The sequence below is a fragment of the Enterococcus italicus DSM 15952 genome, assembly GCF_000185365.1.
GTDB classification, from domain to species: domain Bacteria; phylum Bacillota; class Bacilli; order Lactobacillales; family Enterococcaceae; genus Enterococcus_G; species Enterococcus_G italicus.
In genome coordinates, this window is the sequence record NZ_GL622241.1 from 1,390,575 (window position 1) to 1,401,834 (window position 11,260).

General features: G+C 40.6%; 11 protein-coding genes and 3 pseudogenes. 8 read left to right on the forward strand and 6 right to left on the reverse strand.

The genetic code is table 11. The annotated features are described in order from the left end of the window. Both HMPREF9088_RS11920 and HMPREF9088_RS06515 read left to right on the forward strand, forming a co-directional pair. Positions 1 to 100: pseudogene (locus HMPREF9088_RS11920) on the forward strand (IS6 family transposase); the annotation flags it as partial. A gap of 588 nt (positions 101 to 688) precedes the next feature. Then, positions 689 to 1,072, forward strand: coding sequence for a reverse transcriptase family protein (locus tag HMPREF9088_RS06515; RefSeq protein ID WP_007208378.1), 384 nt, complete (start codon positions 689 to 691; stop codon positions 1,070 to 1,072). Between the two features lie 251 nt (positions 1,073 to 1,323). Here the strand turns inward: HMPREF9088_RS06515 and HMPREF9088_RS12660 are convergent, their stop codons facing one another. The 3 genes and pseudogenes from HMPREF9088_RS12660 to HMPREF9088_RS11635 form a co-directional block, all read right to left on the reverse strand. Next, positions 1,324 to 1,530 (reverse strand): IS66 family transposase, encoded by a 207-nt coding sequence (locus HMPREF9088_RS12660; protein WP_225357878.1) that lies wholly within the window; start codon positions 1,528 to 1,530, stop codon positions 1,324 to 1,326. 29 nt (positions 1,531 to 1,559) lie between these two features. After that, positions 1,560 to 2,909: an FAD-dependent oxidoreductase gene (locus HMPREF9088_RS06520; protein WP_007208379.1), complete on the reverse strand. Its 1,350-nt coding sequence runs from the start codon at positions 2,907 to 2,909 to the stop codon at positions 1,560 to 1,562. A gap of 359 nt (positions 2,910 to 3,268) precedes the next feature. Beyond that, positions 3,269 to 3,570, reverse strand: a pseudogene (locus HMPREF9088_RS11635) (Nramp family divalent metal transporter); the annotation flags it as partial. Positions 3,571 to 3,868: 298 nt separating this feature from the next. Here HMPREF9088_RS11635 and HMPREF9088_RS06525 point away from each other — a divergent pair. From HMPREF9088_RS06525 to HMPREF9088_RS06535, 3 genes are all read left to right on the forward strand, one after another. Next, positions 3,869 to 5,398, forward strand: a complete 1,530-nt coding sequence (locus HMPREF9088_RS06525) for a multicopper oxidase family protein (protein WP_040366605.1) — start codon at positions 3,869 to 3,871, stop codon at positions 5,396 to 5,398. 39 nt (positions 5,399 to 5,437) lie between these two features. Further along, a complete protein-coding gene (locus tag HMPREF9088_RS06530) occupies positions 5,438 to 6,811 on the forward strand; it encodes an MFS transporter (RefSeq protein WP_007208382.1) in 1,374 nt (457 codons plus the stop codon). A 291-nt stretch (positions 6,812 to 7,102) separates the two neighbouring features. After that, positions 7,103 to 7,784 (forward strand): IS6 family transposase gene (locus HMPREF9088_RS06535; RefSeq protein ID WP_143139698.1). Its coding sequence is split into 2 segments (ribosomal slippage): positions 7,103 to 7,135 and positions 7,137 to 7,784, totalling 681 coding nucleotides; the frame shifts between segments, so codons are not numbered across the junction. On the opposite strand, the gene HMPREF9088_RS06540 is transcribed toward HMPREF9088_RS06535, so the two are convergent. Then, the gene (locus HMPREF9088_RS06540) at positions 7,781 to 8,059 is read right to left on the reverse strand and encodes a hypothetical protein (protein WP_002340528.1); all 279 of its coding nucleotides are present in this window, start codon (positions 8,057 to 8,059) and stop codon (positions 7,781 to 7,783) included. The two genes, HMPREF9088_RS06535 and HMPREF9088_RS06540, sit on opposite strands and share 4 nt — an antisense overlap. Before the next feature lie 115 nt (positions 8,060 to 8,174). On the opposite strand from HMPREF9088_RS06540, the gene HMPREF9088_RS06545 reads away from it, so the two are divergent. The 3 genes and pseudogenes from HMPREF9088_RS06545 (at position 8,175) to tnpC (ending at position 10,401) form a co-directional block, all read left to right on the forward strand. Then, positions 8,175 to 8,366: a hypothetical protein gene (locus HMPREF9088_RS06545; protein WP_007208384.1), complete on the forward strand. Its 192-nt coding sequence runs from the start codon at positions 8,175 to 8,177 to the stop codon at positions 8,364 to 8,366. Between the two features lie 28 nt (positions 8,367 to 8,394). Then, a pseudogene (gene tnpB / locus HMPREF9088_RS11640) lies at positions 8,395 to 8,709 on the forward strand (IS66 family insertion sequence element accessory protein TnpB); the annotation flags it as partial. A gap of 96 nt (positions 8,710 to 8,805) precedes the next feature. Then, the gene (gene tnpC, locus HMPREF9088_RS06555) at positions 8,806 to 10,401 is read left to right on the forward strand and encodes an IS66 family transposase (protein WP_040366613.1); all 1,596 of its coding nucleotides are present in this window, start codon (positions 8,806 to 8,808) and stop codon (positions 10,399 to 10,401) included. Between the two features lie 209 nt (positions 10,402 to 10,610). Here the strand turns inward: tnpC and HMPREF9088_RS06560 are convergent, their stop codons facing one another. Both HMPREF9088_RS06560 and HMPREF9088_RS06565 read right to left on the reverse strand, forming a co-directional pair. Beyond that, complete coding sequence (locus HMPREF9088_RS06560; protein WP_002339787.1) at positions 10,611 to 10,877, reverse strand: helix-turn-helix domain-containing protein; 267 nt, start codon at positions 10,875 to 10,877, stop codon at positions 10,611 to 10,613. After that, complete coding sequence (locus HMPREF9088_RS06565; RefSeq protein ID WP_007208387.1) at positions 10,867 to 11,223, reverse strand: type II toxin-antitoxin system RelE/ParE family toxin; 357 nt, start codon at positions 11,221 to 11,223, stop codon at positions 10,867 to 10,869. Before HMPREF9088_RS06565 ends, HMPREF9088_RS06560 begins: the two co-directional genes overlap by 11 nt. Positions 11,224 to 11,260: the final 37 nt, after the last annotated feature.

Consider the following 11,260-nt stretch of genomic DNA (forward strand, 5'->3'; position numbering starts at 1 on the left):
GACCATTCGAGGAATATATAAAAAGAACCGAAGAAATGGAACACTCTTCGGCTTTTCGGTGTCTACTGAAATCAAGGTATTAATGGGAATAACAGCCTAAATCATAGATACCGTAAGGGATTTTATTCTTTATTTAAAACTTTGCAACAGAACCCTATAATCAATACAGAGACCGGCCATTCGGATTGAAGTGGGCCCATGGATGGTGTGACACGTTTCCTTACAAGTGCTTTAACACGAAATAGAATGTTTCAATAGAAACTGACGAACTTGCGAATGTACGGGTCTAGATAGCGACGTTATTGAAAGATAATCGGGGTGCAATATACAACGAACATTACCGAAAAGTAAAAGTCGTCCATATGAAGTTCGGGATAAGGAACAAAGACCTTATAAATGTTCAGGCTTATAGTAAGCACCTAAGGATAGATGTAAATCTAAAATAATCGGAACGTGGAAAGCGAGAAACACTTAATAACGACCGCAATCGGAGTGTTGGATATAAGATATTAAAATCGAAATTCCTTAATTCTCGTGAAAGTAGGGACACAGTACCAATGAAGCGTCTAATCAACGTGGAGGGATAGTCCCAAGACTTGTTATTTGAAAAGTGAATACAGTCAAATGAAACTCATCAGGTCGAGTAAGATGATGGGACTAATAATCAATTAGGAGAAACGATCCATCAATGAGTACAGAATTGCGATACAACGAGTATTACAATATGCAAGAAAGCTTTGGCTGGTTATATGAAAGAAGTTTAAATCAGTGTACTAAAGGAATTAACCTGTATGAAATAATTACTTCCAAGCAAAATATTCTTTTGGCATATAGGATAATAAAATCTAACACTGGATCAAACACAACTGGAGCAGATAACCTAACAATCAAGGATTTCAAGATAAAATCTCAAGATAATTTCATTGAAGAAATACAAAAAACTTTAGAAAACTACGTTCCACAACCAGTTAGACGGGTATTAATCCCAAAACCAAACGGAGAAAAACGTCCTCTAAGCATTCCTACTTTGAATGATCGTAAGCACTCCACAACGAACCGGGTTGAATCTTAACCATTGATGGTATCTCAGATCCCCAGGTTCAAACAAAAATAGCGGGCGACCAACGCAGTTTTCTGCGTTAATCGCCCGCTTTGGTTTCTCTATTAAACACGACACGTGGCCTGAATTTCTGGATCCCCGGTAAATAAGCCTCAATATCTGGCGTGTTACGTTGCGTGTAAACCGTTAGTAATGGTTAAAAATACTTAAAGATGTCCAGTTTATTTAATTTTTCCATTTGTACAATACCAAACCAGATCGTATTATCCTTTGCGCCTGCCGTTGGTTTTGTGAACAGACTTATTCTTTCGCACCAGCGTGGTAGAGTGGATCTGTTGCTCATCGTGGTTATTGTGTAAAGGTAGATCACAATGCTCAAAGATTTGGTAAACCCGGTCCTTTAGATTAAGGGCATTGTTAATCACATTGCGTAATAATTTTAACGGTGATTTCTTGATTGTTTCCTCGATTAACTAGTCGGCTTTGTGTTTCTAGGGCGTTAGCTTTTCACAACTGGGGTCTTAAAAAGATCATTCAAGGCTTCAGACATTGTTGGATGAGTATAGATCATGTCGCGTAATCTTTCGTAAGGTAATTTGGCCTTCATTGCCAATGCAATTAGATTGATGGTTTCATGAGCCTCAGCGGCATACAATGTTGCCCCTAAAATAAGGTGTGTTTTTTGATCAACGATTACCTTATAAAGCCCGCGTTGATCCTCCAAGACACGGGCCTTTGGAATCGCCTTGACTGATAGCTTGAAGGTTTGTAAATCATAACCTGCACTCTTAGCTTGACGTTCATTTAAGCCGACGTTAGCCAGTGGTGGATTTAGGAACGAAGCAGTCGGTATCACCATTCGATCGGCCGTTGAGCGATCCCCTTTATCAAACAATTGATCTACAATAATACGAAAATCATCCAATGAGACATAAGTGAACATAGGACCGCCATTAACGTCGCCCAAAGCCCAAACGTTTTGTACTGTGGTCCTTAAATGATCATCGACCTGAATAGCACCACGACTGGTTAAAGCAATATCGGTATTTTCTAGCCCTAAACTATCTATATTAGGCCGTCGACCGACTGCAACCAATACCGCATCAAATTTCTCAGTGTTGGTTTGATCACCTTGTTGATAATATAATGTAACCTTCTCACCATTATCTTTTACTTGAGTTAGTTGAGTCGCCGATTTAATCTCGATCCCTGCGTCAGTCAGATCTGCTACGACCTCGGTCGCAATATCAGGATCTTCGCGCTCTAACAATCTGGTATGTTGGTCGAAAATCGTTACATGCGTACCAAAGGAATTAAACATTCCAGCAAATTCAAGGCCAATATAACCGCCACCAATAATTGCTAGTCGTTTCGGTTGTTTCTCCAATTCCATAGCTTCTTTAGACGTAAAAATCCGCTGACTAAACTCTAACCCTGGGATTGATGGCCAATTTGGAACTGCTCCAGTATTAATAAAGATACGTTCACCTCTCACCTTCTTAGTCGTTCCATCACTCATTACGACTTCCAAAACATAATTGTCGATAAAACGGGCTGACCCATCCCAAACCGTTGCTAGTGGCTCATCAGCCACCATGTGATAGTTTTTGTTTCGCAACTGTCTAGTCATCTCACCACGCTTATTAACTGCTGTAGTGAAGTCCACGCCACGTTGGCCATTAAAAATTAAATTTTTAGATGGTAGGCAGCCAACATTGATGCAAGTTCCTCCGTACATTTGTTTAGACCGTTCGATCAGAAGCACGGTCTCATCATGCTGCGCCAAGTACTTAGCTAATGTCTTACCCGCCTTACCAAATCCAATAATAATATTTTTAAATTTATCCATTGTTCTACCCGCCTTTTACTAGTCATTTGTTATTGCACTTATTATAAATAAGTAAAGCGTCAAAAGCAATTTATATGCTCAACTACCTATTTATCTGACTTGACTTTATAGTCATCATTTCACCATCTTATTTGTCTTTTACCACAGTTTTCCCTCTAGTAGCTGATTTTATGACGTTCTTTACTTTTATAATCGTATTGTCTGGTAGGGTTTGCGCCCGCTCTTGGACCGCCCTACTGGACGCTTGTTATTTCCCATTGCAACAGTATTATTAGCCTTGCTTGCTGATCTTGCTAATGTTGTAGCTTTCCTTATATACTCGCACAAAACTATTCAGACTATCGAAAAATCAGCATGAATAGCATTGCAATTAAACTAGACATTAAAATGACCGACATTAATAAATACTGGAAGTTTTGCCCACCCGTAATCGAAGTAGACCAGTTGCCTGGATCCATATATCCAACAGCAACTAATGCCCCCGGTCCAGAATAGGCGAACAGGATTTTCCAAAAGCCTTTGCCTTTGGGTACCTCGACAGTTCCGCTAATTTCCTCTAAAGAGGACCATTCGCATGCTGAATTAATCGAGGTTTGTGTTCTTTACCGGACTGACTTGTTGTATCTTTCAAAATATTTCCACCTTCCTTTAAAAACATCATAAGCATACACCTCTTTTTTATTAAATTAAAGCAAAATATTAGACAAACCTAAAAAAAAATAAACAGTCGCCTAATTTAATATTATTTGCCTTCATTTCATTTGTATCGGAATGAATCAATTGTACACTTTAAAAATATATCTATATGATAATTACCATTGTTAATATTCACGATTTTTTGTTGAAATAGTCGAGATAAAAAAATAAGGTTGACCAAAATATTTTTAGAGGTTAGGATAAAATTAGAAAAATTTAGTTTTTAAAGAGTGTTAAAATTATTGTCAGAGGGGGAAATCACGATGAAAAACTATACGGACTATTTCTTTGATGAGCCAGCGTTTGATCTCCACGATGGCGGATACGTGCCGCTTGAGGTCAGTGATGCGCCTGAGAAGCCCTTAAATGTGCCGCCGTTGTTGAAACCGGATAAAGAGACGGCGACCGACGTTTATTACACGGTGACAGCAGAGGCTGGGGAAACGCAACTGTTACCTGGGTCGAAGACCAAGACGTGGGGCTATAATACCAGTCTGTTAGGTCAGACGATTGTGTATCGCCGTGGTCAGCATACGCATGTGACACTGAAAAACACCCTGCCTGAGTTGACCACTTTTCATTGGCATGGGGCTAATGTCAGTGGCCCTTATGTTGATGGCGGATGCCATGCGCCGGTTTATCCGGGTGAAAGTAAGCATATCGACTTCACATTGGAACAACCTGCGACGACTTTGTGGCTGCACGCGCATCCGTGCCCATCCACAGCCGAGCAGGTTTGGCATGGTTTGGCTGCCATGGTGATTGTCAAAGACGACCATGAAGCCAGCCTGCCATTGCCAAGGAACTATGGCGTTGACGATATTCCGGTCATTTTGCAAGACCGGCGTTTTCATGAGAACAACCAGTGGGACTACCGGGCTGATTATGATCCTGACGGTGTTGCTGGGCCAACTGCAATGATTAACGGTACAATCAATCCCTATTTTGACGTCACCACGCAAAAGGTCCGGTTGCGTTTTCTGGATGGTGCTAATCGCCGTGAATGGCGGTTGCATTTTTCCGATGACCTGCCATTTACGCAAATTGGCGGGGATGGCTCACTGTTACCGGAGCCGGTCAAATTTACCCATTTGATGCTGACTTGTGCTGAGCGTGCCGAAGTGATCGTTGATTTTGGCCAATACCATGAAGGCGACGTGGTCACCTTATATACGGATGATGTGCCATTGCTAAAGTTCCGCATTCATGCGTTCAAACCGGATCAGACTACCTTGCCTGATAAGTTGTTCGATGTGAAGGCACCAGTGGTTGACCCGGCTTTGCCAGTTCGCCACGTTGTGATGCAGGGGATGGACGAAGGTGTTGCGATTGATGGTAAAAAGTTTGCCATGCAGCGGATTGATGCCACGCAACCAATTGGCAAAGCCCAGTACTGGGATGTTACCAATAGCAATGATGCGCCTGGAATGGTTCATCCATTCCATGTGCATGGAACCCAATTCTTAGTCTTGTCGCGGAATGGGCATGCGCCGTATCCAAATGAATATGGTTTCAAAGATACCGTTGGCGTGAATCCTGGTGAAACGGTTCGGCTGCTGGTTCGCTTTGATTTGCCAGGGGTTTATATGTATCACTGCCATATCATTGAGCACGAAGATGGCGGCATGATGGCACAGATTGAAACATTCGATCCAGCCAAGCCAAAGCAAAAATATAAATTGATGGATATGGATACGTTAATGATGGCCTTGGCTAAAGAACGTGGCGTCAAACCATCTGAGATTTGGATGGGCGGTATGCAGTCTTATGAAAAAATGGGAATGAAAATGTAAACGTCCCACAATACTAATATAGAAAAAGATGATTTTAATATGAACTCTCCAACGATTAAACATCGCGGGGCTTTTGTCGCCACGTTACTGACAGGTACCTTTTCGATGTCAATTTCTCAGTCTTCTTTAAGCACCGCTTATCCTGCTTTTATGAAAGCTTTTGGTTTAGGAGCGGATATAGTTGCTTGGCTGACAACCGGCTTTATGTTGGTGATGACCTTGATGATTCCGGTTAGCCCATGGCTGTTGCATAATGTTACTTTCCAACGGCTTTTCCAAGCGATTGAACTCATTTTTGCCATTGGGACAGGCTTATGTATCTGGGCACCGAGTTTTACCGTGCTCATGATTGGACGGTTGCTTGAAGCGATTGCGGTCGGGATTATTTTCCCGAGTTTCCAGACCGTGTTGCTGACGATTACGCCGCATAGTGAGCGTGGTCGGGTGATGGGCACGGCAGGATTGGTCATGGGCTCAGCCTTGGCAGTCGGTCCGATTATTTCCGGTGTTTTGCTGACATGGTTCCCTTGGCAGGCTTTATTCTTGTTCTTCTTGGTCGTTTCGCTGCTTGTGCTGGCCGTTTCAACGGTGACCATTGCGTCTGTCATGCCATTGCAACCGACGCAACTGGACTGGGTGTCCTTCCTTTTATCCGCAAGTTTTCCAATTCTACTTTATACCTTGGGTGCTTTGTCGAAAAAAGGCTTAACTGTTGGCGTGGTTGGTTTGTTGATTTTAGGCGTTCTGGCAGCTGGTATTTTCGTTGTTCGGCAATTGAATCGCCAACCACCAATGTTGCAAATGCGAGTTTTTGCCACTGGTATGTTTACTAAAGCGGTGTTTCTGACCGGAATTTCATACGTCGGTTTGATTGTCACCACTATCCTGATGCCGCTTTACTTTCAAACGCTACTTGGTTTGTCACCGTTGATTTCTGGCTTGTCCTTAGTGCCAGCTGCGGTGTTGCTGAGTATTTTGAATCCAATTAGCGGGCGCCTACTGGATCGCTTTGGACCGCGTGTCGTGGCCATGATTGGCATGTTGTTGATTACTGGCGGCTTTGGTCTGTTAGCAGTCTTTGCCCATCATTTACCGCTGATTGGGGCAATTATGTTGGCGATGGCGACTGAAGCCGGCAATGCCTTTGTGATGATGCCTTCAGTGACGGCTGGCGCGAATGCTTTGCCGAATGAGCTCGTGGCAGACGGCACTGCGGTTACAACGACGGCTCGTCAGTTATTCGGTTCTGCCGGTGTAATGTTCGCCACAGTGTTGTTGGATGGCATGCAAACCACGCTGCGAAGTCATGCTGGCGGTTTTGCTGTTACCTTCGCTGTGTTTGCTGGCGTGGGCCTTATTGGCTTGCTGTTGGCGTTGACGTTACCAAAGGAAGTCGCGAAGAAAGCGGTATAGCTGCGAATTCGTGCTTTGCATCTACAAAAATGACCGTCTACTTTTTGGTAGGCGGTCATTTTTGTTGCAACTAAGCAAGCTTGACTGGGTACTTAGCCGCAAATGGAATTTATTAAAGAAGATTACACAAAATTGAGTGCTAAAGAGTTGAGAAAATATGATATTGGTTATGGTGCCACGTCTATGCCTTATATTTTTTAATTAAAAATGAATAGTATGGTTCTGTTGCAAAGTTTTCCAAAAAATCTATTTTAGTGTAAAATTGAGAAAAAAGACAGAGAGGACAGAGTAATGAATCATTTTAAAGGCAAACAATTCAAAAAATGACGTCATTATTGTCGCTGTTAGTTACTACCTGCGTTACAATCTAAGCTATCGTGAAGTTCAGGAATTGTTATATGATCGTGGAATAAATGTTTGTCATACTACGATTTATCGTTGGGTGCAAGAGTACAGCAAGGTCCTCTATTATCTTTGGAAGAAGAAAAATAGACAATCCTTCTATTCATGGAAAATGGACGAAACCTATATCAAAATTAAGGGACATTGGCATTATCTTTATCGTGCAATTGATGCGGACGGCTTAACCTTAGATATCTGGTTACGAAAGAAACGGGACACGCAAGCAGCCTATGCTTTCTTAAAACGACTCCATAAACAGTTTGGTGAGCCGAAAGCAATTGTGACCGATAAAGCACCTTCTCTTGGCTCCGCCTTTAGAAAGTTACAGAGTGTGGGTTTATATACTAAGACAGAGCACCGAACTGTGAAGTATCTTAACAATTTAATAGAACAAGACCATCGATCGATTAAACGACGGAATAAATTTTATCAAAGTCTACGTACAGCTTCCACCACAATTAAAGGGATGGAAACCATTCGAGAAATCTACAAGAAAAGCCGAAAAGAAGGCACTCTCTTCGGCTTTTCAGTCTGTACTGAAATCAGGATATTATTGGGAATTCCAGCTTAAAATGAAGAAATAATACAAAAACTGATTTTATTTTTAAAACTTTGCAGCAGAACCCTATTTTCTACAATTTGTTTATTAATAACACTTTGCCCAGAGCTATTATTTACATAAGTAGGAATCGCATTAGTTTCCCATCGTATAGGCATCAAAATCACTTTTGTATTATCTGTATTTTCTATATTCCATCTATATATGGTTTCTTCTACTTCATTCCTTTTTGCTGCTATATCACCTGGTGATGCTATAAATACTTTTATAAGATTTATGGTTTTCATTTATTGTACCTTTCTCTCTAGTTCTCTTTAAAGGTAAGCGCCCAATAGAATAGTACCTTACCTTAAAGAAGGCCTTCCGATATACTTGAGCCATCAAGAAATCTGGAGGTCTTTTATGAATCATCAAGATATTGTCCCTATCCAAATTCCGAAAGAGATATCTGCAAAACAAATTGTAGGTAACCCTACGAATAAACTTGCTGTCCGTTTGAAACAAAAAAACGGCTCTGAGATATTCATTTATAATGGAGTGAACAATTATATTCTGCAAGCCGTATTGAAAGAAGGTTTGTCAGGTACTTCTTAACTTTCAAACTGTCCATCATGTTTTCGTTGTCTGTGGTAAAACGGATTTACGAAAAGGAATTGATGGGTTAGCCAGCCTAATTCAACACACATATGATTTAGATATTTATCAGGACGCAGCTTTCCTGTTTTGTGGGCAACGCAGTGATCGCTTTAAAATTCTTTATTGGGATGGTGATGGGTTCTTGTTGTGCTACAAGCGCCTTGAAAACGGTACGCTCAAGTGGCCTCGAAAAAAAGAGGAAGTCAGAAGTTTAACTGCTCAACAAGTACGCTGGCTATTAGAGGGATTGAGCATTGATCAACCCAAAGCCATCTTATCAGGTTCCAAAGGAACCTTTTAAAAACAGAGGAAGAACAAAAAAGTGTTCTTCCTCTATTCTGCATACTCTGAATATGGTAAGATAAAGCGAACTTTTCATGAGGGAGGATTGTTGAAAATGACTAGTCAAAAAAAGAATGCACTTCAACTAGATCAGCAACTTCTTCTCCAGCTATTACAAAGTGCCAATGAAAGAAATCAAAAGCAACAACAACTTAATGAATTTCAACAGCAAACGATTCAAAATTTAACCACAGAGATTCAGTTGCTTAACGAAAAACTGAATTATTTAACCCGTAAGCTGTTTGGCCGTTCCAAAGAAACGTTCGATGAAGAAACAAATGGCCAGCTTAACTTGTTTGAAGAAGAAACTGTTCCCAAACCTTCAATTGAGGATGAGGAACAACGGAGTATTGTTGTCCAGGGTCACCGGCGCATCGTTGGAACAAAAGCAAGCAAAATTAGTCAGTTACCTACGGTTGAAGAAGATCATGTGTTAACCATAGAAGAACAAGTTTGTACGCATTGTGGACAACAGATGAAAGATATTGGCCGGACGAAAGTCCGGGAAGAAGTTCGTTTTCACCCTGCCATACTCGATTGCCTTGTTCATTATCAACACACGTATTGTTGTAAAGCTTGTGAAAAAATGGGACGTTCCTCTTTTAAAAAAGCGTCAGTCCCCAAACCTTTAATTTCTAATAGTCTGGGTTCCAATAGTGTCGTTGCTGAAACGATTCGTATGAAATTTGGACAAAAAATTCCTGCTTATCGCCAAGAAAATTATTGGCAAAAAGATTTAGGCTTAGCTATTTCGCGTGATAATATTAGTAACTGGCACATTAAAGCGGTGCACAATGCGCTGGATATGGTTGCGAAAAGATTTCAAGTCTATTTAAATCAAAAAGACATCCTTCATGGCGACGAAACAACGTATCGAGTAATTGAAAGCGCCAAGAGTGATACCTATTACTGGCAATTTTGTACAGGCAAAGAAAGTCTCCATCCCATAGTCTACTATCATCACGACGAAAGTCGTTCTGGAGAAGTACCAAAAGACTTCTTGAAAGACTTTACTGGTTATCTCCACTGTGATGGCTACACTGGATACAACGCCTTAACGCAAACGAAACTCGTCTACTGCTTCGCCCATGCTCGACGTAAGTTCCTGGAAGCTATCCCAAAAGGAGCGAAAACTAGCGAAATGCCTGCAGTAAAAGCGGTAAATCAGTTCAAAAAATGGTTCGCCTTGGAGAAAAAATGGGAAAAGCTATCTCATAAAGAACGCTTAGTTAAAAGACAAGAGGAATTACGTCCGCTAGTAGACAATTTTTATAGTTGGTTAGATGAACTGACCCCTGTTCCCAAATCAAAATTGGATAAAGCTGTTCAGTATGCACATAAGATTCGTAGTGGCTTTTTGTATATCTTTGAAGATGGACGCTTGGAGCTTACCAATAATCGTGCGGAGCGAAATATTAAGGAGCTGGTAATTGGGCGTAAAAATTGGTTGCATTCTACAAGTTTAGAAGGTGCGCGAACATCAGGGATCATTCTTAGCGTTTACAAAACCGCCGAACTAAATGGGCTTCAGCCAATGAAATATCTAGAATTTTTATTCGAAAAAATTCCTAACCTCCCGGTGTTTTCGAATGAAGCCATTGATGCTCTACTGCCTTGGCAAGAGAATGTTCAAAGAATTTGCGGAGAATAAAAATGTCAAACTTCCCAGTTCCCAGTATAGGGGTTGGGCTATTTGGCGTACAGGTACTATTCTATTGGGCGCTTACCTTTAAAGTAATTTTAGTATAAAATTTATTGTCTTTTACACTATAGTACAACCTTTATCTATCTAGTAAAAAAAGGCCCACTAAACTAATTGATTAGTTAGGAGCCTATTATAGATATATTTTCAACTCGCTTTTAAGCAAATTCTACTACCAGCTTTTTACCTAATGCCCTGGCGATATCATCAAGTTTATCGAAAGATACGTTATCCCCTCTCTCAATTCGAGCAATAGTAGATTGAGTTGTATGTGCTTTTTGTGCAAGCTCCGCTTGAGTTAGCCCTGCTTCCTCCCGAGCATGATAAAGAGCAACCGCAGTTTCGAGTTTTCTTCCTTCACGGTCATATGCTTCTGCAAAATCTTTATCTTTTTTCTTTTCTTCAATCAATTTTTTAATCATCATTTGTGAACCACTCCTCTCTAAGTTCTTTTGCATGCTTGAGTTCAGTTATTGATGTTTTCTCCGTTTTTTTAGTAAATCCGTGAGTAATGACATACCTTCCATTGTCCACATGGAAATAGATGGCTCTTTGGATGTTTGATCCTACCTTACTTCTTAATTCGTACAAATTAGTGTCTAATTTTTTCACCCATTTCAACCGTTGAGCTACTAGCATCCCATTCTTTTCTGTTTCTTCTATTGTACGTAAAAGCTTCGCACTATCTTTTTTTGGTAATGTTTCCAACCATTCTAAAAATTCATCATGACCATTAGGTCTTTTAAATGTTTCAAAAGATATTTTTTCCATACCCAATTATATCATATATTGATTTTATATTATAGTA

Coding starts and splice junctions, on each gene's coding strand:
- HMPREF9088_RS06520 (WP_007208379.1), bottom strand. CDS start 2,909: ATGGATAAATTTAAAAATATTATTATTGGATTTGGTAAGGCGGGTAAG.
- HMPREF9088_RS06565 (WP_007208387.1), bottom strand. CDS start 11,223: ATGGAAAAAATATCTTTTGAAACATTTAAAAGACCTAATGGTCATGAT.
- HMPREF9088_RS06540 (WP_002340528.1), bottom strand. CDS start 8,059: ATGAAAACCATAAATCTTATAAAAGTATTTATAGCATCACCAGGTGAT.
- HMPREF9088_RS06560 (WP_002339787.1), bottom strand. CDS start 10,877: ATGATGATTAAAAAATTGATTGAAGAAAAGAAAAAAGATAAAGATTTT.
- HMPREF9088_RS06545 (WP_007208384.1), top strand. CDS start 8,175: ATGAATCATCAAGATATTGTCCCTATCCAAATTCCGAAAGAGATATCT.
- HMPREF9088_RS06515 (WP_007208378.1), top strand. CDS start 689: ATGAGTACAGAATTGCGATACAACGAGTATTACAATATGCAAGAAAGC.
- HMPREF9088_RS06530 (WP_007208382.1), top strand. CDS start 5,438: ATGAACTCTCCAACGATTAAACATCGCGGGGCTTTTGTCGCCACGTTA.
- tnpC (WP_040366613.1), top strand. CDS start 8,806: ATGACTAGTCAAAAAAAGAATGCACTTCAACTAGATCAGCAACTTCTT.
- HMPREF9088_RS06525 (WP_040366605.1), top strand. CDS start 3,869: ATGAAAAACTATACGGACTATTTCTTTGATGAGCCAGCGTTTGATCTC.